The organism is Rhodopseudomonas rhenobacensis (assembly GCF_014203125.1).
Lineage (GTDB): Bacteria > Pseudomonadota > Alphaproteobacteria > Rhizobiales > Xanthobacteraceae > Rhodopseudomonas_A > Rhodopseudomonas_A rhenobacensis.
Genome location: NZ_JACHIH010000030.1, coordinates 47,551 through 67,434, shown reverse-complemented (window position 1 = coordinate 67,434; position 19,884 = coordinate 47,551). Strand labels below are relative to the sequence as shown.

The window sequence follows — 19,884 nt, the reverse complement described above, 5'->3', positions numbered from 1 at the left end:
CGGGCGGGGGGGGGGGGCGGTGGTGGGGGAAGCGGCGGGCGGGGCTTTTTAATCCCCCCCCGCGCCGGGGGGGGGGGGGGGGGGGGGGGGGGGGGCGCCCCCCGCCCCCCCCCCCGGGGGGGGGGGGGGGGGGGGGGGGGGGGGGCGGCCCCCCGTCGCAGCCAGGCCGGACTCGATGAGACGCCCCCTCACCCGACCCGCGTCGCTGCGCTCCGCGGTTCGACCTCTCCCCGCAAGCGGGGAGAGGTGACGCATTCAACGGCGCAGCGCCGATGACTCGCCGCAAGGCTCTTATCGCACCAATTCTTTCATCGCGGCCTCGAGGCCCTCCAGCGTCAAGGGGAACATCCGCTCGGAGAACAGCCGGCGGATGATGGTGGTGGATTCCGAATAGTCCCAGTGCCGCTGCGCCACCGGATTGAGCCACACCGCGTGCGGATAGGTGCGCAACACGCGGTCGAGCCACACCGAGCCGGCCTCCTCGTTGATGTGTTCGACCGAGCCGCCCGGCACCATCACTTCGTAAGGCGACATCGAAGCGTCGCCGACGAACACCACTTTGTAGTCGTGCGGATACTTGTGCAGCACGTCCCAGGTCGGCGTGCGGTCGGTGAAGCGGCGGCGGTTCTGCTTCCACACGCCCTCATAGAGGCAGTTGTGGAAGTAGAAATATTCCATGTGCTTGAATTCGGCCTTCGCCGCCGAGAACAATTCCTCGACCTGCTTGATGTGGGAATCCATCGAGCCGCCGATGTCGAAGAACACCAGGACCTTGACGGCGTTGCGCCGCTCCGGGCGCATGTGCACGTCGAGATAGCCGTGGTTGGCGGTCTGCTTGATGGTGGTGTCGAGATCGAGTTCATCCGGCGCGCCGGTGCGGGCGAATTTGCGCAAGCGGCGCAGCGCCACCTTGATGTTGCGGATGCCGAGCTCGACATTGCCGTCGAGATCCTTGAACTCGCGCTTGTCCCAGACCTTCACCGCGCGCTGATGGCGGCTCTTGTCCTGGCCGATCCGCACGCCTTCCGGATTGTAGCCCTCTGCACCAAAGGGAGATGTGCCGGCGGTGCCGATCCATTTGTTGCCGCCCTGATGCCGACCCTTCTGTTCCTTCAGGCGCTCCCGAAGCGTCTCCATGAGCTTATCCCAGCCCATCGCCTCGATCTGTTTCTTCTCTTCCTCGGTGAGATACTTCTCCGCCAGCTTCTTCAGCCATTCGGCGGGAATCTCCGCCTTCTCCATGGCGTCGAGCAGGTTCTCCAGCCCCTTGAACACGGTGCCGAACACCCGGTCGAACTTGTCGAGATTTCGCTCGTCCTTCACCAAGGCGGCGCGCGACAGATAGTAGAAATTCTCCACGCTCTGTCCGGCGAGGTCGGCGTCGAGCGCCTCCATCAGCGTGAGATACTCGCGCAGCGTCACCGGGACCTGCGCGTCGCGCAGCGATGTGAAAAATTGCAGGAACATGGTTGACAGATTGCCCGACGCCCAGCGGCCGTCAAGGGCCATGACCGAGGAAAGCCCTGCAACAGCAATGGCACGAGCGCGCCACCGCGCGACGGGCACGGCCCAGTTCCGGATTGCACCGCACGAACCCTTAGCCATCGGTAAAGCAAACCGCCGTTAGGTTGCACGTCCGTTTGGTTCCGAGGGCTTCGAATGTCCCAGCACGCCCCCCGACTGGCCCGCCTGCTCAGCCGCCCGATGTCCGCGGCGATCGTGGTCGCGTTGTTCGTTGCGGCGATGAGCGGCAGCGTGATCGGGTTGGTGGCCTGGAAGGCCGCCACGGCGCGGACCAGCGAACTCGCGCAGCGTTCCGTCGCGATCGAGAATCTGGCGCATTCGCTGGCCGAACAGGCTTCGCACGCGATCCAGTCGGTCGACGTCGCGCTGAGCAACATCGTCGATGCCCGGCCGCTGCAGGCGCCGGATCCGGGCCGCGCCCAGCGCCGCTTGAGCGACATCGTCGCGCGGCTGCCGCAGATCCGCGCCATCGCCGTGTTCGATGCCGAGGGCAACACCGGCGTCTCCTCGCTCGCCGACGCCGCCCTTGCCGGCGACGCCCTGGCGTCCAACCTCGCCTATCACCGCGATCGCGCCGACCCCGCCCTGCACATCTTCGCGCTACGGATCGCGGGTCAGTCCGGCGTCGGGCTGTCGAAGCGATTGACCAACGCCGACGGCGGCTTCGCCGGCATCGTGGTCGCGATTATCAACACCGAGCAATTCAGCACGTTGTACCAGAGCTTTCAGCTCGGCAAGCGCGGCAATGTCAGCATTCTGCGCACCGACGGCGTGGTGCTGATGCAGTCGAAACCGACGCTGTCCGCGACCGCCTCGCCGCGCGGCGATCCGGCGCTGCACGCGTTGCCGGCGAAGTTGACGGGACTCCACAAAGTCGTGGCTCGCGACGGCGGGTTTCGCCACTACGGCTATGCGAAGGCGCCGCGCTATCCGATCGTCGTCGCGGTGTCGCAGCACGACGACGATATTCTGCAGGGCTGGCGCGACGGGCTGCGCTCCGATATCGCCGTCGCGGCGCTGCTGTTGTGCTGCATCGTGCTGTTGGCGGCGCTGCTGACCTCGCAGTTCCGGCTGCGGATGTCGATCGAACGCGCGTTGCGCGAGCGCGAGACCCGCTACCGGCTGCTCGCCGACAACATCGCCGACGTGGTGATGCTGCTCGGCCGCGACGGCAAGTTTCTGTACGTCTCGCCATCGTCGCAGGCGGTGCTCGGCTTCGAGCCGCGACGGCTGCTCGGGCAATCCTGCTTCGACTTGGTGCAGCCCGCCGACATCCGATCGGTGCGCCGCGCCGCGGCGCAGCTGACGAATCCCGCGGAGACCCGCACCGCGCTGTTCCGGACATTGCGCGCCGACCGCTCGGAAGCCTGGGTCGAAGTCAATTTCAAGCTCGCCGCCTCGATCGACGCCGACGCCGATGCCGACGAGATCGTCGCGGTGCTGCGCGACGTCACCGAGCGCCACAAGATGGAAGAAGAACTCAAGGCGCTGAATTTCCGGCTCGCGGAACTGGCGACCACCGACGGTCTCACCGAACTCGCCAACCGGCGCACGATGGACGGCTTCCTGCGGCTGCACTTTGCGGCACAGGATCAGCTCTCGCTGATGTTGCTCGACGTCGACCACTTCAAGCGCTTCAATGACAAGTTCGGTCACCAGGCCGGTGACGCCTGCCTGAAGCGCATCGCCAAGGTGTTGGCGGAGGCCACGCCGGCGACGGGACTCGCGGCGCGCTACGGCGGCGAGGAATTCGCCGTCATCCTGCCCGGCGTCGGCGAACAGGATGCCGTCGAGATCGCCGAAACCGTTCGCCGCAACATCGCGGCGCTGGAGATTGCCGGGGCGAGCGACGACCGCAGCCCGGTGACGGTGAGCATCGGCATCGCCGGCAAGAGCGCCGCGATGCGGATGGAGGAAGACATCGTGCTGGCCGCCGATCTCGCGCTGTATCAGGCCAAACGCAGCGGCCGCAATCGCAGCGTCGCGGTGTCGATGCAGGCTGAGGAGGATAGCGCGATCGTGCCGCTCAACCGGCTGGCTTCCGCCGGCTGATCGCTCCACGCACAGACGAAGCCGACCTGCCGGGTCGATGCCGGCGCTGCCCTAGACCTGCGCGGTTTTTCAACTAGTGTGGTTCGCAACGCACCACGCATTGAGAAACCACAGGGCAGATACGGCATGAAATTCACCGGCACCAAGGACTACGTCGCGACCGATGACCTCAAGATCGCCGTCAACGCCGCGATCGTCTTGGAACGCCCGCTGCTGGTGAAGGGCGAACCCGGCACCGGCAAGACCGTGCTGGCCGAGGAAGTCGCAAAAGCGCTCGGCGCGCCGCTGCTGACCTGGCACATCAAGTCGACCACCAAGGCGCAGCAGGGCTTGTACGAATACGACGCGGTGTCGCGGCTGCGCGACAGCCAGCTCGGCGACGCCCGGGTGTCGGATATTTCCAACTACATCAAGCGCGGCAAATTGTGGGAGGCCTTCACCCACCCGCAGCGCCCGGTGCTGCTGATCGACGAGATCGACAAGGCCGACATCGAGTTTCCCAACGACCTGCTGCTCGAACTCGACCGCATGGAATTCCACGTCTACGAGACCGGCGAGACCATCAAGGCCGAGAAGCGCCCGATCGTGATGATCACCTCGAACAACGAGAAGGAACTGCCGGACGCGTTCCTGCGCCGCTGCTTCTTCCACTACATCAAGTTTCCCGACATCGACACCATGAACCAGATCGTCGAGGTGCACTTCCCGGGCATCAAGCCGCGGCTGGTCGCCGAGGCGATGCGGATCTTCTTCGAGGTCCGCGAAGTGCCCGGGCTGAAGAAGAAGCCGTCGACCTCGGAGCTGCTCGACTGGCTGAAGCTGTTGCTGAACGAGGACATGGCGCCGGAGACGCTGCGCGAGCGCGACCCGCGCAAACTGATCCCGCCGCTGCACGGCGCGCTGCTCAAGAACGAGCAGGACGTGCATCTGTTCGAACGGCTGGCGTTTCTCAGCCGGCGGGAGGTCTAGCCGGCCCGCGCCGTCCAGACCGAGGCGATCAGCGAGATCACCGCCAGCGCGATGATCACTCCGCCATAGACGTAGGCGACGGTGACGAGGCCGAGCAGCGGCACGCCCAGGCCGGCGGCGATCGCCGGCAGGCTGAACGACAGGTAGGATTGCAAGTAGAACGCCGCCAGCAGGCCGGCGCGCTGGTGCAGTTCGGCGGTCGGCAAGAGCGCGCGCAAGGTCGCGGAGAAGCTGCCGCCGAAGCCGATCCCGGCCACCGCGGTGCCGGCGAACAGTTCGGCGACGCTGTGCTGCTGAATGCCGAACAGCGAGATCGCGACGCCGAGCGCCAGCGTGCTGGTGCCGACCGCCATCAGCCGCTCCGCCGGCACAAACCGGAACAGCCCGACCGCGATCGCCGCGAACAGCATCAGCGTCGCGACCACGCCGCCGCCGATCCACGGCGAACTGGTGCCCATCGTCGTCGCCACCACCGTCGGCATCAGCGACAGATGGAATCCGCCGAGCGCCCAGGTCGCGATGCCGGCCGGCATGATCCGCAGCAGCACCGCGCGGGATTGCCGCGGCACGGTGACCTGCGGCCACAACGACGCCAGCGCGCCGGGCTTGCGGCCGGCGCTTTCCGGCATCAGCCACAACAGTCCGAGCATCAGCGCGGTGAGGCCGAGCAGCACTTCGAACACCAGGTGCAACGGATTCGGAGCGAAGGCGATCAGCGCAGCGGTGCCGAGCGCGCCGAACATCATGCCGACGAAGGCGGTGACGCTGTTGAGCAACGGCCCCTGGGTCCGATTGGTGTCGAGGATCGCGGCGCCCAGCGCCGTGGTGGCGGTGCCGACGCAAAGCCCCTGCACGGCGCGCGCCAGGATCAACTGCACGACGTTGTCGGCGCCGGCGAACAAGATCATCGCCGCGGCGTTCAACAGCAAGGCGCCGAAGATCACCGGGCGGCGGCCGACATAGTCGGACAAGCCGCCGACGGTGAGCAGCGCCGCGAGCAGGCTGAAGGCGTAGACCGCGAACACCACGGTGACCATCAGCGGCGAAAGCTGCATCGATTGCTGATAGAGCCGGTACAGCGGCGTCGCCGCGGCGCTGCTGGCCGTCACCAGAACGGCAGCGAGGAAGCTGAAAGCGGTCATGGCGGCGGGCGGCAACTGCCGGCGCATGGTGGGCCTCGCTGGTGCCATTGGTGCGCACATCTCTCGGCTGGCTTGCATCACGGCCTCCCTAAAGCTAATTCATTGTTTTAGAGATAGCGAAACGGCAGCCTTAACGCAAATATTTTGCGTTAATGTCGCCCTGCTTATTTGCATGGCTTGGTTGCAAGGCGTTCATCATGGCGGTCAGGGAACAGATCCGGGTCGGCGGGCGGAGCGCGCGGATCCAGTCCGCCGTTCATCAGGCCGTCAGAGACCTCAGCGCGACGACGCCGCGCGACGAGCTCACGGTGCCGCAGATCGCCGCCGAGGCGGGGGTCACGCCATCGACGATCTATCGGCGCTGGGGCGATCTCGGCGCCCTGCTCGCCGACGTCGCGGTGGAGCGGTTACGGCCGATCGCCGAACCCGACGATACCGGATCGCTGCAAACCGACCTGAAGGCCTTCGTCGACCAATACGCGGAAGAAATGTCGTCGCCGGTCGGTCGCGCGCTGATGCGCGACGTGTTCGCGTCCGCGGAGAGCTTCCCGGTGCAGTGCGCCGGCTTCACCTGCAACCATCTCGCCACCATCGCCGCACGGGCGAAAGCGCGCGGCGAACAGCCGTTCGATGTCGATGAGGTGATCGACCATGTGATGGCGCCGATCATCTATCACATCCTGTACGATGATCGGGAAATCACGCCGGCCTATTGCCACGCCTTGCTCGCGCGGCTTCTGTCCCTGCCGCAGCCGCGTTGAGCGGCCATCGACGACATGTCATGGGTTGCGGGAAGCCCGTGCGACGAAGCATCCGAGGCACCACACGCGGCCGCTGGATTGCTGCGCTGTTCGGCCGGCGCACCGCGCCGTCCTCGGCTCGCAATGACAAATCGCCTGCGATGATTTCAATGCTATATTTTCGGCCAGACTCGCAGGCGCTCGGCAACCGCGCCTAGCGCAGTTCGTCGCCGAACTCGAACAGCGGCTCGTAGTTCCACTGCGGCCGCACCATCACCTGGCAGCCCTTCTCGAACGGCAGCACGCCAACGGTGCGCTCGTCGCGAATAATCTCCACCGACCAGTTCTTCGAGGCGTCGGGGTGCTGCTGCACCAGGCGACGGATCACGCCGGCGGCAAACAGCGTCGCATCGATGTCATCATCCAGCGCCGCGCCGTCGTGGCCGGGGCCATCGACGCGGTTGATCGGATCGCAAATGTGAAATCGATAAAACGGCATGGGGTCACTTTGCCCGGCTCAAGCAAAAACAAAATGATGTAGGTCAAATTGGAACGCGCGAGAATTCCGCCGATTCTGCCCGCAAAATCATCAGTTTCGCGCCGCTATCGGCAATTTCGTTCATCGCTATCAACCTACCGCAACCGCTCGTTGAGCTGATATTCGAGATGCGCCTTCACGCTGGGCCACTCCGCCGCGACGATGCTGTACACCACGGTGTCGCGCAGCGTGCCGTTGGGCGCGATCTGATGATTGCGCAAAATGCCGTCCTGCTTGGCGCCGAGCCGTTCGATGCCGCGGCGCGACGCATGGTTGAAAAAATGCGTGCGGAACTCGACCGCGATGCAATCCCGTTTCTCGAAGGCGTGGGTGAGCAGCAGTAATTTGCACTGGGTGTTGACGCCGGTCCGCTGCACCCGCTTCGCGTACCAGGTCGAGCCGATCTCGACGCGGCGGTTGGCGGCATCGACATGCATGTAGCTGGTCATGCCGGCGATGCCGCCCTCGGCGTCCTTGACGGTGAACGGCAGCATCGCGCCGGCACTCTGCAGCGCCAAGCGCCGCGCGATCTCGGCCTCCATCGCCTCCGGCGCGGGAATCCACGTGTACCACAGCTTCCACAACTCGCCGTCCTGCACCGCCGCGACCAACCCGTCGCGATGCGCCGGCGCCAGCGGCTGCAACGTCGCGTGCGGGCCGCTGAGGGTGATCGGTTCCAGCCAAGGCATCGGATTTCCTTCCAAGGGATTGTCGCGTAGCAGCTTTGCAGGGCCGCGCGCGGCGAGGCAACCGATTCGCGCGGCGTTTCGGCGATCGAGAAAGTTCAGCGGCAGACCGACCAACGCACCCTGTGCGGCTTGATCTTGCAGCGCCCGGCGAGATCGAGCCGCGCGACGTGGTGTCTTGCGGCGAAAGCGCCGGCCGCCGCGCGGCGCATTCCGGCGCGGATGCTTAACAAACGATCAACGACGAGCCGCCGACGCGGCGCAGCGCGGCGACGCCGGACGTGCGTTATCGTGAGATAAAACAACGCGTGAGCGGCACGGCGCGCGTATCAAGCAGCGATGGCGGCGCGGCGAGTCGTTTTCGCGCCTTGGCGAACCATCGCGTGCTTAACGCTTTATCCAACAAAATCCTGCAGATTTTCCCAATTCAGAGGCGCGGCAACGCGGTTGATCGATGCAACACCTAACTACTCCCTCCAGCTTTGGCACGGTCATTTCGGTTCGCGGGTCGCTGGCCCGCATCGGGCTGTTGGCGACCAGCAAGCTGGAGCGCGCGCAGGTGCGCGCCACCGTCGGCCGCTTCATTTCGATCCGCTGCGCGAGTTCGACCATCGTGGCGATGATCACCGAGGTGACCTGCGAAAACCTGCCGCCGACCGACGACTATATCGCGATCGCCTCGGTCGACCTGCTCGGCGAAATCGTCAGCGGACCGCTGCGCGCCAAATTCCAGCGCGGCGTCACCAATTATCCGACCATCGGCGACGCCGTCGAGCTGATCAGCAGCGAGGAACTGCGCACCGTCTATGCGCCGACCGGCTCCGACCAGATCAATGTCGGCACGCTGCAGCAGGATCCCGACGTGATCGCATATGTCGACGTCGAAGAGATGCTGTCGAAGCATTTCGCGGTGCTGGGCTCGACCGGCGTCGGCAAATCGAGCGGCGTGTCGCTGCTGCTCAACGAAATTCTGAAATCGCGGCCGCATCTGCGGATCTTCCTGCTCGACGTCCACAACGAATATGGCCGCTGCTTCGGCGACCGCGCGCTGGTCTTGAACCCGCGCAATCTGAAGCTGCCGTTCTGGCTGTTCAATTTCGAAGAGATCGTCGACGTGCTGTTCGGCGGCCGCCCCGGCGTGCCGGAAGAGCTGGATATTCTCGCCGAGGTGCTGCCGATCGCCAAGGGCGTCTATACGCAATATCAGAACTCCGACCGGCTCGGACTGAAGCGGATCGATCCGAAGACCATCGGCTACACCGCCGACACCCCGGTGCCGTACCGGCTGGTCGACCTGATCTCGCTGATCGACGAGCGGATGGGCAAGCTGGAGAACCGCTCCTCGCGCATCATCTATCACAAGCTGATCTCGCGGATCGAGACCGTACGCAACGACCCGCGCTACGCCTTCATGTTCGACAACGCCAATGTCGGCGGCGACACCATGGCGGAAGTCATCAGCCATCTGTTCCGGCTGCCCGCCAACGGCCGGCCGATGACCATCATGCAGCTCGCCGGCTTCCCCGCCGAAGTCGTCGATTCGGTGGTGTCGGTGCTGTGCCGGATGGCGTTCGATTTCGGGCTGTGGAGCGACGGCGTGTCGCCCTTGTTGTTCGTCTGCGAGGAAGCGCATCGCTACGCTTCCGCCGACCGCAACATCGGCTTCGGCCCGACCCGCAAGGCGGTGTCGCGGATCGCCAAGGAAGGCCGCAAATACGGCGTCTATCTCGGCCTGGTGACGCAGCGGCCGGCCGAGCTCGACCCGACCATCATCTCGCAATGCAACACGCTGTTCGCGATGCGGCTGGCCAACGAGCGCGACCAGGCGCTGCTGCGCTCGGCGGTGTCGGACGCCGCCGCCAATCTGTTGTCGTTCATCCCCTCGCTCGGCACCCGCGAGGTGTTGGCGTTCGGCGAAGGCGTGGCGTTGCCGACACGGCTGCGCTTCAAGGAAGTGCCGGCGCATCAACTGCCGCGCTCCGAGGCGACCATCGCCACGGTGCCGTCGGCCGCCGCCGGCCACGACATGCATTTCGTCACCGCGGTGCTGGAGCGCTGGCGCGGCGCCACTTCGCACCGCGACGTGCCCAACGATCCCGGCCCGACCGAGCGGCCGATCGCGCGTGGCGTCGAGGCGCCGCTGCTGCAGCCCTCGCTCGGGCTCGATCCCGACCGCTTCTCGCTGCTGAAGAAGCCGCTGCGCTAATCGGCGCGGCGGTCCGCTTGCTTTCGCCGCGGCGGCGACCGACACTGCGCGCCCTTCAAGTACGCCGGATCTTGCCCATGCCGTCGCCGATCGCCCCGCGGTTTCCCCTCCCTGCTCTCGCCGAATTGCCCGCCGACATCCGCGACCGCATCCTCGCGGTGCAGGAGAAATCCGGCTTCGTGCCCAACGTGTTCCTGACGCTGGCCTATCGGCCGGACGAATTCCGCGCCTTCTTCGCCTATCACGACGCGTTGATGGAAAAGGACGGCGGCCTGACCAAGGCCGAACGCGAGATGATCGTGGTGGCGACCTCCGCCGCCAATCAATGCCACTACTGCGTGATCGCGCACGGCGCGATCCTGCGCATTCGCGCCAAGAACCCGCAGATCGCCGACCAGATCGCGGTGAATTATCGCAAGGCCGATATCACCGCGCGGCAGACCGCGATGCTCGATTTCGCTATGAAGGTGTCGCGCTCCGCCGAGACCGTCGCTTCGAAGGATATGGACGAACTCAGCCGCCACGGCTTTTCCGACGACGAGATCTGGGACATCACCGCGATCGCCGCGTTCTTCGCGCTGTCGAACCGGCTGGCCAACGTCACCGCGATGCGGCCGAACGACGAATTCTACCTGATGGGCCGGTTGCCGAAATAGCAGCGCGTAGCGCGGCGTCGAAGCGAGGCTGTTGAAGTGATCGAGTGGTCGGAGATCGTCCTGCGCCTCGGCGTCGCCACCCTCGCCGGTGGCGCGATCGGGCTCAATCGCGACCTGCACGGCAAGCCGATCGGGGTGCGCACGCTGGGGCTGGTCAGCCTGGCCTCCGCGGTGGTGGTGATGCTGGCCGATCCCGGCGACAGCGTCGGCCGCATCACCGACGCCACCAGCCGGGTGATCCAGGGCATCCTCACCGGCATCGGCTTTCTCGGCGCCGGCGTGATCATGCGCTCGCCGCACCGCGCCCGGGTGCGCGGCCTGACCAGCGCCGCCTGCACCTGGCTCACCGCCTGCGTCGGCATCGTCTGCGGCACCGGGCAATGGCGCATCGTCGGCGTGGCGCTGGCGATCGCCTTCGTCATCCTGCTGACCGGCGGCCCGTTGGAGCGGACGCTGCATCGGCTGCTCGGCGGCAAGGACGAGCAAGCGGCAAAGCCGAGCGCCGAACCGGGGCCGAACGATTCTGAAAATCCCGGCGAGCCGCCGATCGGCGCATAAGCGGCGCTCGCTCTGTTCGCCTATAGCGGTTGCCGCCGGCATCGGGGCTGGCGCTCGGTGCCGGATGACCAACTCGCCGCGCGGATCTCGCTATTCGGCCCCGGCATCAGCAAGGAGGCCCTCGCCACGGTCACTTCACCGGCCCCCGCAGCCCGTTTCAGCGTCATGCGCTTCATGCAAATTCCGCTGACGGTTTCCGGTTGTGGTCGACGAGGTTTTTCTCCAAACTGCGCCGATGCGCTGTGAGTAGCATCGCGTAGCGGATTAGCAGTCATGAAGGCCCAGCGACCCATCATTGCCGACGATGATCACCGCGTGCTGCAGTTCCGACCGCGCGCCGCCGCAGCGCTGTCGCCGGACCAGCACGCCGCGCCGCGGCGTCAGGGGACCACCGCGCCGACGACGCCCGCCGCCGACTCTGCGCAGCACCAGCCAAGCGTCCACCAGCCCGACGAGTTCCGCCATCGCATGCTGGCCAATCTGGCGGCCCTGGCCTTCACGCTGGCGCTGACCGGAATCGGCATTTGGCTGGCGATCAGTCTCGCCGACATGCGCAAGACGCAAGACTGCGTGCTGATGGGCCGGCGGGACTGCGCGCAGATCGGCGCTCCGCAGGGCTGACCCTCAAATCCCGACCGGATCAGGATACCACCCCGGCGTTTCGGTGCCATTGAACTCCGGGCAGCGCTCCGTTATACGGGCAAACGATCGCTTCCTTGCCGCGCGGAGCCGTCCGGGGGACGCTGGGTTCTGGATCCTGCAGCGAGCAGATTATCATCACAATATCAAAGGCTTCATGATGACTTCCACTTTTGATCGGGTCGCTACAATCATTGCGGAAACCTGCGACATTCCGCGCGACACGATCACGCCGGAAAGCCACGCGATCGACGATCTGGGGATCGACAGCCTCGACTTCCTCGACATCGCCTTCGCCATCGACAAGGCGTTCGGGATCAAGCTGCCGCTGGAAAAGTGGACCCAGGAGGTCAACGACGGCAAGGCGACCACCGAGCAGTACTTCGTGCTCAGCAATCTCAGCGCCCGCATCGACGAATTGGTCGCGGCCAAGGGCGCGTAGCGCCCACGCCGATGAACCTTGCTTATTTCCATCTGATCGATCGGATTGTCGCGCTCGACGTCGACAGCCGCAGCATCACGGTCGAAGCCCAGGTCCCGCAGGAGAGCACGATCTTCGAGGGGCATTTTCCCGGCTATCCGTTGATGCCGGGCGTGCTGTTGATCGAGACCATGGCGCAGACCTCGGGCTGGCTGTTGATCGCGCTGATGAAGTTCGAACGCATGCCGTTTCTCGCCGCGGTGAAGGAAGCCAAGATGCGCAGCTTCGTCACCCCCGGCGAACTGCTGACCATCGAGGCCAGCCTGGTTCACGAAGGATCCGGCTACAGCATGACCTCCGCCAAGATCTCGAGCGGCGGCAAGCTGGCCTGCAACGCCACCCTCACCTTCCGTCACGTGCCGTTCCCGAACCCGGATCTGCGCGGCCATATGGAAGTGATGGCTGAACGCATCGGTTTTCCGCAACAGGCGATCGCCCATGGCTGAGACGCACACGACCGCAACGCAACCTGTGGAAGCCTGGATCACCGGGATCGGGCTCGCCTCCTCGCTGAGCGAAGGGCTCGACGCGCATTGGCAGGCGCTGAACGAGCGCCGCGTCAACGCCGACGCCACGACGTTTGCGCCCTATGTGGTGCATCCTCTGGCGCCGATCAGCTTCGATCAGCAGATCCCGAAAAAGGGCGATCAGCGGCAGATGGAAGCCTGGCAGCGGATCGGCACCTATGCCGCCGGCCTCGCGCTGGATTCCGCCGGGATCAAGGGCAACAAAGATATTCTCTCGAAGATGGACATGATCGTCGCCGCCGGCGGCGGCGAGCGCGATCTGGCGGTGGATTCCGCGATTCTGAATTCCGAGGGCCAGGGCAATGCGTCGCCCGGCTATCTCAACGAACGGCTGATGAACGATCTGCGGCCGACGCTGTTTCTGGCGCAGCTGTCCAACCTGCTCGCCGGCAACATCGCCATCGTGCACGGCGTCACCGGCTCGTCGCGCACCTTCATGGGCGAGGAAGCCGCCGGCACCGACGCGGCGCGGATCGCGTTGGCGCGGATCGCCGCCGGCCAAAGCGACATCGCGCTGATCGGCGCCGCGCAGAACGGCGAGCGCAAAGACCTGTTGATGCTCTACGAGTTCGGCGACTTCAATCTGAAGAACGCCTACCAGCCGGTGTGGGCGCGCGACGGCCAGCCCGGCTTTGCGCTCGGCTCCGGCGCCGCCTTCGTGGTGATCGAATCCCGCCAGCACGCCGAAGCGCGCGGCGCCAAGCCGCTGGCGCGGCTGACCAACGTCGTCGCCGACCTGTCGCATCGCAAACAGCCCGGCGACGTCACCGCGACGCTGGAAAAGCTGTGGAAGAAACTCGGCTCCCCGGACAACGCCAGCGCCATTATCACCGGCGCGACCGGCGCGGCTCCGGCGACCGCCGAGGAGCGCGCGTTCCTCGAAAAGCATCCCGGCATCGCGGTGCGCGCCACCGGCACCAGCTTCGGCCATCTGATGGAGAGCCAGTTTCCGCTCGGTCTCGCACTCGCCGCACTGGCGATCTCGCGCGGCGCGCTGTTTCCGGCCAACGATCCGACCGGGCTCGAAATTGACACCTCGGCGCCGCCGACCCAGATCGTGGTGGTCGGCGCCGGGCATTGGCGCGGCGAAGGCATGGCGCTGGTCGAAGCCGTCAGCTAAGCGGCGCCGGACCCACGGAGACGACATGACAGCAACACGCGACAAATTCGGCCGTCCGATCGTCGTCGTCACCGGCATGGGCGTGGTGACCTCGCTCGGCGCCGGCAAGACCGACAATTGGGCCAAACTGACCGCGGGCGAATCCGGCATTCGCACCATCACCCGCTTTCCCACCGACGGCCTGAAGACCACGATGGCGGGTTCGATCGACTTCGTGCCGGTGGAGCCGTTCTCCTCCACCGTGCTCGGCGAACGGCTGGCCAATATCGCTACCGAAGAGGCGATCGCGCAGGCCGGCATCGGCCGCAAGGGCGATTTCCCGGGGCCGCTGTTTCTCGCGGTGGCGCCGGTCGAACTGGAATGGCTGCCGCGCCAGGAACTGGCCCGCGCCGTCGGCGCCGGCACCGAGATCAATTACGACTCCATGCTGCGCGTCAGCGGCGGCGGCCAATACAGCGCCTATCATCATCGCTTCCTGTTCGGATCGGTCGCCGATCATCTGTCGGAAACCTTCGGCACCAAGGGCTCGCCGATTTCGCTGTCGACCGCGTGTGCCTCCGGCACCACCGCGATCCAGCTCGGCGTCGAGGCGATCCGCCGCGGCGACGTCGACGCCGCGCTGTGCGTCGGCACCGACGGCTCGGTCAATCCCGAAGCGCTGATCCGATTCTCGCTGTTGTCGGCGCTGTCGACCCAGAACGATCCGCCGCAGGCCGCGGTGAAGCCGTTCGCCAAGAACCGCGACGGCTTCGTGATGGCGGAAGGCGCCGGCGCGCTGGTGCTGGAAAGCTACGCCTCGGCGACCGCGCGCGGCGCGAAAATCCTCGGCATCGTCGCCGGCTGCGGCGAACTCGCGGACTCCTTTCACCGCACCCGCTCCAGCCCCGACGGCAAGCCGATCGTCGGCTGCGTGCGCAACGCGTTGTCGGATGCGGGCCTGGTGGCCGAGCAGATCGACTACATCAATGCCCACGGCACCGGCACGCCGGAAAACGACAAGATGGAATATCTCGGCATCTCCACGGTGTTCGGCGAACGCGCCACCACGATTCCGGTGTCGTCGAACAAGTCGATGGTCGGCCACACGCTGTCCGCCGCCGGCGCCGTCGAGGCGATCTTCTCGCTGTTGACGCTGGAGCATCAACGAATCCCGCCGACCATCAATTACGACGTCCCCGATCCGGCAATTCCGTTCGACGTGGTGCCGAACGTAGCGCGCGACGCCCGCGTCACCGCGGTGATGTCGAACTCGTTCGGCTTCGGCGGCCAGAACGCCTCGCTGATCCTGACCGGCGAACCGGGCTAGTGGTTTTCGGCGGAGCCTCCGTCGCGCGTACGGCTTCACCTCTCCCATTGGGAGAGGTCGGATTGCGCAGCAATCCGGGTGAGGGGTTCAGGTCCCACGAGAAGTCGTACCCCCTCACCCCGACCCTCTCCCCATGGGAGAGGGAGCGCCCTGCCGATGCCGCGGCCACGGTGCAATGGCCCAGCCGCCCGCGCATCCGACCTTGAGTTAACGCGCCTGCCGGTTGACGCCTTGGCTTCCAGGCGCGATACGCAACCGGCGGAGCCCCCGCCCTTTTCCGGAACCCCATCCCATGCGCGCGCTCACCCTCGTCGCCGACCGCCAATTGGTGGTTGCAGAACTTCCCGATCCGCCGCAGCCGGCCGCTGGCGAGGTGCAGATCCGCGTCGGCGCGGTGGCGCTCAATCATATCGACGTCTGGGGCTTCCGCGGCATGGCGTTCGTCAAGCGTAAGCTGCCGATCGTGGTCGGCGCCGAGGCCGCGGGCGAGATCGCCGCGGTCGGCGACGGCGTCACCCGCTTCAAGGTCGGCCAGAAGGTCGCGATGTACGGCGCGCTGACCTGCGGCCACTGCAAGCCCTGCGTTGAGGGCCGCGACAATTTCTGCGAGAACGTCGGCGGGCTGATCGGCTTCCACGTCGACGGCTTCGCCCGCGAACTATTGAACATGCCGGAGCGGCTGGTGATCCCGGTGCCGGATAGCGTCAGCGTGCGCGACGCCGCCTGCGCGCCGATCGCGTTTTCCACCGTGCAGCACATGCTGTTCGACAACGCCAAGCTGCAGCCCGGCGAAACCATCCTGGTGCACGCCGGCGGCTCCGGCATCGGCACCGTGGCGATCATGATGGCGAAGGCGATCGGCTGCACCGTGATCACCACGGTCGGCGACGATTCCAAGATCGAAGGCGTGAAGAAGCTCGGCGCCGACTACGTCATCAACTATCGCAACGACCGCTTCGAGCACGAGACCCGCAAGATCACCAAGAAGAAGGGCGTCGACGTGGTGTTCGAACACGTCGGTGCCGACACCTTCAACGGCTCGCTCTTGGTGATGAAGCGCGGCGGACGCCTCGTCACCTGCGGCTCGACCTCGGGGCCGACCGCGACCATCAACCTGATGCAGCTGTTTCAGCAGCAATACCGCATCTTCGGCTCGTTCGGCGCCAGCATCCGCAACATCGAACAGAGCCTGGAGAAGATCGCCGGCGGCATGCATCCGGTGATCGACACCGAGGTGCCGATCGAGGACGTCGAAGTGGCCTTGAAACGCATGGAAAGCCGCCAGGTGTTCGGCAAGATCATCGTCAAACTGTGATGAACCGGCTCGTCCTCCGCAGTGCCGCGATCGCCCGCAAGCTGACCAAGTCGGCGCTTGGCGCCGTGGTCGGCGCGCTGGCAGTCGGGCTGTTACGCACCACGCGGCATTTCGATCCGATCGCCACCGCGAACTTGTTCGGCCGGGTGACTCGCAAGATCGGGCCGCATCTGCCGGAGCACAAAATCGGCCGCGCCAATCTGGTCGCCGCATTCCCGGACAAATCGCCGGAGGAAATCGCCGCCATTCTCGATGGGGTGTGGGACAATCTCGGTCGGGTCGCCGCCGAATTCGCCCATCTCGATCAGATCTGGGACTTCGATCCGGCGCATCCCAACCGCGGCCGCATCGAGCTTGCCCCCCGCACGCTGGAATTGTTCGAGCAATTGCAGCGCGACGGCAAGCCGGCGCTGGTGTTCGCCAGCCACATCGCCAATTGGGAATTGCCGGCGGTGGCCGCGGTGGCGCATGGCCTCGACTCCGCGGTGCTGTATCGCCCGCCCAACATCGCCGCCGCCGATCGCATCGTGCAGCAATTGCGCGCGGTGAAAATGGGCACGCTGATCGCCGCCGGCAGCGGCGCACCGATCCGGCTCGCGCATGCGCTGCAGAGCGGCCAGCATGTCGGCATGCTGGTCGATCAATGGTTCTCCAACGGAGTCGAGGTGACGTTCTTCGGCCGCAAGACCAGGGCCAATCCGCTATTGGCCCGGCTGCTGCGGCAGATCGACTGCCCGATCCACGGCGTCCGTATCATCCGGCTGCCGAACCACCGCTTCCGCGTCGAACTCACCGAAGAGATTCCGCCGATCCGCAACGCCAAGGGCGAGATCGACATCCAGGGCACCATGCAGGTGATCACCTCGACGATCGAAGGCTGGGTCCGCGAATATCCCGATCAGTGGCTGTGGTTGCACCGGCGGTGGCGGTAGCGGCTCGTCCGGGCGATCAGCGCGATCGCGCAATTCAACAATGACCGTCATCCCGGGGCATGAGCAGCGAAGCTGCGAATGAACCCGGGATCCAGTACTCACCGCCCTGGAATACTGGATTCCGGGTTCGCTCGTTCTGACGAACTCGCGCCCCGGAATGACGGTCTATTGTGATATCAGGCGCTGCAATCAATCTTGGAGAAGCCTACATCCCCGTCTTCACCTTGGTCCACAGCCGGTTGATGACGCGCTGGGTGGCGGCGTCGCGAGCGGTGATGATGAACAGCCGCTTCTCCGTCGCCTGGTCCGGATACACCATCTTGTTGCCGATCACCTTGGGATCGATCAGCTTCTGGCTCGCCAGATTGCCGTTGGCGTAGGACAGGAAATCCGAATTCTTCGCAGCGACTTCGGGACGATACAGATAGTTGATCAGTTCGTGCGCCTCGGCGACGTTGTTGGCATCGGCCGGGATCGCCAGATTGTCGAAGAACATCTGCGCGCCCTCCTTCGGAATCGTGTAGCCGATCTCGACGCCGTTGTTAGCCTCGGCGGTGCGGCTGCGCGCCTGCATGATGTCGCCGGACCAGGCGACCACCAGGCAGATCTCGCCGGTCGCCAGCGCGTTGAGATATTCCGAGGAATGAAACTTGCGGACATAGGGACGGATTTTGCTGACCAGATCGGCGGCTTTCTCTAGATCCGCCGGCTTGGTCGAGTTCGGGTCAAGGCCGAGATAGCTCAGCGCCGCGGGCAGAATGTCGTCCGGCGAATCCAGCATGTGCACGCCGCAGTCCCGGAATTTGGCGAGATTCTCCGGCTTGAACACCGTGGCCCAGCTGTCGATCACCGCGCCCTCGCCGAGGATCCTGCGCACCGCGGCGACGTTGTAGCCGATCCCGGTGGTGCCCCACATGTAGTTCGCGGCAAAGCGGTTGCCGGGGTCGTAGATGGCGAGCCGCTTGGTCACCACATCCCAGGCATTGGCGAGGTTCGGCAGCTTCGCCTTGTCGAGCTTCTGGAAGATGTTGGCGGCGATCTGCCGCTGCAGGAAATACGCGGTCGGCACCACCACGTCATAGCCGGATTTGCCAGCGAGCAGCCGGGTCTCCAGCGTCTCGTTGCCGTCGAAGGTGTCGTAGATCACCTTGATGCCGGTCTCGCGGGTGAAGTCGTCGAGCACCCCGGGCGCGATGTAGTTCGACCAGTTGTAGAAGTTGACGGTGCGCTGCTCGGCGCGCGCGGGCGCCAGCAGCAAGGCCGCGCAGCCGATCAGCGCTGCGGCAAAGCGGAATTTTTGCAAGCCGATCGAACAGCGCATCGTGAACGTCCTAGCGTCGGTGCACCGCGTCCGACAGCCGCTCCAGCGCGGTGTCGAGCGTGGCATCCTTCTTGGCGAAACAGAACCGCACCACCGAGGTCACCGCGTCCTCTTCGTAGAACGCCGACACCGGAATCGCGGCGACCTTGTAGTCGGTGACGATCCGCCGGCAGAACGCCTCGTCGGTCTCGTTGAGCCCGAGCGGCGCGAGGTCCACGGTGAGAAAGTAAGTGCCCTGCGACTGGATCACCGGAAAGCCGATGCTCTTCAGCCCGCTCGCCAGCCGGTCGCGGCTGACGGCGAGGTCGCGGCGCATCTGCAGGAAGTAATCGTCGGACTTGCCGAGCCCATAGGCCACCGCGACCTGCAGGTTCGGCGCGGTGGTGAAGGTGAGAAACTGGTGCACCTTGGCGGTGACCCGCAACAGCGGCGGCGCTGCGCAGACGAAGCCGACCTTCCAGCCGGTCAGCGAAAAAATCTTGCCGGCCGAGCCGATCTTGATGGTGCGGTCGCGCATCCCCGGGATCGAGATCAGCGGAATATGCGCGCGGCCGTCGAACACCACGTGTTCCCAGACCTCGTCGCAGATCGCGATGGCGTCGAACTGCTGGCAGAACCGCGCCAGCAGTTCGAGGTCTTCGCGCGGATAGACCACGGCGGCCGGGTTGAGCGGATTGTTGAACAGCACCGCGCGGGTCTTGTGCGTGAACACCGCGCGCAGCGCCTCTTCGGTGAGGCGCCAATACGGCGGCTCCAGCCGCACCAGCTTGGGAATGCCGCCGGCCTGGCGGATGATCGGCAGATAGGAGTCGTACACCGGCTGGAACACGATGACTTCGTCGCCGGGCTCGACCACCGCGAGGATCGAGGCGGTCAGCGCCTCGGTGCCGCCCGAGGTCACCATCACCTCGGTCATCGGGTCGAGATTCAGGCCGTGCCAATGCGCATAGTGCTTAGCCACCGCCTGCCGTAGTTCCGGAATCCCCATCATCGACGGGTATTGGTTGTTGCCGTGCAGCACCGCGTCCGCCGCGGCGCGGCGGATGTCTTCCGGTCCCGGATCGTCGGGAAAGCCCTGGCCGAGATTGATGGCGTTGTTGTCGCGCGCCAGCTGCGACATCGCCTCGAACACCGTGACCGGCAGATCGGCAAAGACCGGATTCATCGGCGGA

The 19,884-nt window shown here is 65.6% G+C and carries 20 protein-coding genes; 14 read left to right on the top strand and 6 right to left on the bottom strand.

Annotation, left to right across the window (positions count from 1 at the left end):
* Positions 1 to 291: 291 nt before the first annotated feature.
* Entirely contained in the window at positions 292 to 1,467 is a 1,176-nt protein-coding gene (locus HNR60_RS19265) for a vWA domain-containing protein (RefSeq protein ID WP_184260916.1), read from the bottom strand.
* A 192-nt stretch (positions 1,468 to 1,659) separates the two neighbouring features.
* On the opposite strand from HNR60_RS19265, the gene HNR60_RS19260 reads away from it, so the two are divergent.
* Both HNR60_RS19260 and HNR60_RS19255 read left to right on the top strand, forming a co-directional pair.
* Entirely contained in the window at positions 1,660 to 3,576 is a 1,917-nt protein-coding gene (locus HNR60_RS19260) for a diguanylate cyclase (protein WP_184260913.1), read from the top strand.
* Positions 3,577 to 3,702: 126 nt separating this feature from the next.
* A complete protein-coding gene (locus tag HNR60_RS19255) occupies positions 3,703 to 4,545 on the top strand; it encodes an AAA family ATPase (protein ID WP_184260896.1) in 843 nt (280 codons plus the stop codon).
* Here the strand turns inward: HNR60_RS19255 and HNR60_RS19250 are convergent.
* The gene (locus tag HNR60_RS19250; RefSeq protein WP_246433018.1) at positions 4,542 to 5,714 is read right to left on the bottom strand and encodes an MFS transporter; all 1,173 of its coding nucleotides are present in this window, start codon (positions 5,712 to 5,714) and stop codon (positions 4,542 to 4,544) included. The genes HNR60_RS19255 and HNR60_RS19250 overlap by 4 nt on opposite strands.
* Before the next feature lie 170 nt (positions 5,715 to 5,884).
* Between HNR60_RS19250 and HNR60_RS19245 the strand changes: the two genes are divergently transcribed.
* Entirely contained in the window at positions 5,885 to 6,448 is a 564-nt protein-coding gene (locus HNR60_RS19245; protein ID WP_184260893.1) for a TetR/AcrR family transcriptional regulator, read from the top strand.
* 193 nt (positions 6,449 to 6,641) lie between these two features.
* Here the strand turns inward: HNR60_RS19245 and HNR60_RS19240 are convergent, their stop codons facing one another.
* Both HNR60_RS19240 and HNR60_RS19235 read right to left on the bottom strand, forming a co-directional pair.
* Positions 6,642 to 6,926: a hypothetical protein gene (locus HNR60_RS19240; protein WP_184260890.1), complete on the bottom strand. Its 285-nt coding sequence runs from the start codon at positions 6,924 to 6,926 to the stop codon at positions 6,642 to 6,644.
* Between the two features lie 134 nt (positions 6,927 to 7,060).
* A complete protein-coding gene (locus HNR60_RS19235; protein ID WP_184260887.1) occupies positions 7,061 to 7,654 on the bottom strand; it encodes a GNAT family N-acetyltransferase in 594 nt (197 codons plus the stop codon).
* Positions 7,655 to 8,105: 451 nt separating this feature from the next.
* Between HNR60_RS19235 and HNR60_RS19230 the strand changes: the two genes are divergently transcribed.
* The 11 genes from HNR60_RS19230 (at position 8,106) to HNR60_RS19180 (ending at position 17,391) form a co-directional block, all read left to right on the top strand.
* The gene (locus tag HNR60_RS19230; protein WP_184260885.1) at positions 8,106 to 9,857 is read left to right on the top strand and encodes an ATP-binding protein; all 1,752 of its coding nucleotides are present in this window, start codon (positions 8,106 to 8,108) and stop codon (positions 9,855 to 9,857) included.
* 77 nt (positions 9,858 to 9,934) lie between these two features.
* The gene (locus HNR60_RS19225) at positions 9,935 to 10,513 is read left to right on the top strand and encodes a peroxidase-related enzyme (RefSeq protein ID WP_184260881.1); all 579 of its coding nucleotides are present in this window, start codon (positions 9,935 to 9,937) and stop codon (positions 10,511 to 10,513) included.
* Between the two features lie 36 nt (positions 10,514 to 10,549).
* Entirely contained in the window at positions 10,550 to 11,071 is a 522-nt protein-coding gene (locus HNR60_RS19220) for an MgtC/SapB family protein (protein ID WP_184260878.1), read from the top strand.
* Between the two features lie 57 nt (positions 11,072 to 11,128).
* The gene (locus tag HNR60_RS19215; RefSeq protein ID WP_184260875.1) at positions 11,129 to 11,317 is read left to right on the top strand and encodes a hypothetical protein; all 189 of its coding nucleotides are present in this window, start codon (positions 11,129 to 11,131) and stop codon (positions 11,315 to 11,317) included.
* 27 nt (positions 11,318 to 11,344) lie between these two features.
* Positions 11,345 to 11,692, top strand: a complete 348-nt coding sequence (locus HNR60_RS19210; protein WP_184260872.1) for a hypothetical protein — start codon at positions 11,345 to 11,347, stop codon at positions 11,690 to 11,692.
* Positions 11,693 to 11,870: 178 nt separating this feature from the next.
* A complete protein-coding gene (locus HNR60_RS19205; RefSeq protein WP_011472564.1) occupies positions 11,871 to 12,152 on the top strand; it encodes an acyl carrier protein in 282 nt (93 codons plus the stop codon).
* Between the two features lie 11 nt (positions 12,153 to 12,163).
* On the top strand, positions 12,164 to 12,637 hold the full coding sequence (locus tag HNR60_RS19200) for a 3-hydroxyacyl-ACP dehydratase FabZ family protein (protein ID WP_184260869.1): 474 nt from the start codon (positions 12,164 to 12,166) through the stop codon (positions 12,635 to 12,637).
* Positions 12,630 to 13,838 carry a beta-ketoacyl-ACP synthase gene (locus HNR60_RS19195; RefSeq protein WP_184260866.1) on the top strand — a complete coding sequence of 403 codons (1,209 nt, stop codon included), beginning with the start codon at positions 12,630 to 12,632 and terminating at the stop codon, positions 13,836 to 13,838. Before HNR60_RS19200 ends, HNR60_RS19195 begins: the two co-directional genes overlap by 8 nt.
* A gap of 25 nt (positions 13,839 to 13,863) precedes the next feature.
* A complete protein-coding gene (locus tag HNR60_RS19190) occupies positions 13,864 to 15,144 on the top strand; it encodes a beta-ketoacyl-ACP synthase (protein WP_184260863.1) in 1,281 nt (426 codons plus the stop codon).
* Between the two features lie 292 nt (positions 15,145 to 15,436).
* Entirely contained in the window at positions 15,437 to 16,459 is a 1,023-nt protein-coding gene (locus tag HNR60_RS19185) for a zinc-binding dehydrogenase (protein WP_184260860.1), read from the top strand.
* The gene (locus HNR60_RS19180; protein WP_184260856.1) at positions 16,459 to 17,391 is read left to right on the top strand and encodes a lipid A biosynthesis lauroyl acyltransferase; all 933 of its coding nucleotides are present in this window, start codon (positions 16,459 to 16,461) and stop codon (positions 17,389 to 17,391) included. The genes HNR60_RS19185 and HNR60_RS19180 overlap by 1 nt, the downstream gene beginning before the upstream one ends.
* Before the next feature lie 205 nt (positions 17,392 to 17,596).
* Here HNR60_RS19180 and HNR60_RS19175 read toward each other — a convergent pair whose 3' ends face one another.
* Together HNR60_RS19175 and HNR60_RS19170 are read right to left on the bottom strand one after the other, a co-directional pair.
* On the bottom strand, positions 17,597 to 18,712 hold the full coding sequence (locus tag HNR60_RS19175; protein ID WP_184260853.1) for a polyamine ABC transporter substrate-binding protein: 1,116 nt from the start codon (positions 18,710 to 18,712) through the stop codon (positions 17,597 to 17,599).
* 10 nt (positions 18,713 to 18,722) lie between these two features.
* Positions 18,723 to 19,877, bottom strand: coding sequence for an aminotransferase (locus HNR60_RS19170; RefSeq protein ID WP_184260850.1), 1,155 nt, complete (start codon positions 19,875 to 19,877; stop codon positions 18,723 to 18,725).
* Positions 19,878 to 19,884 lie beyond the last annotated feature (7 nt).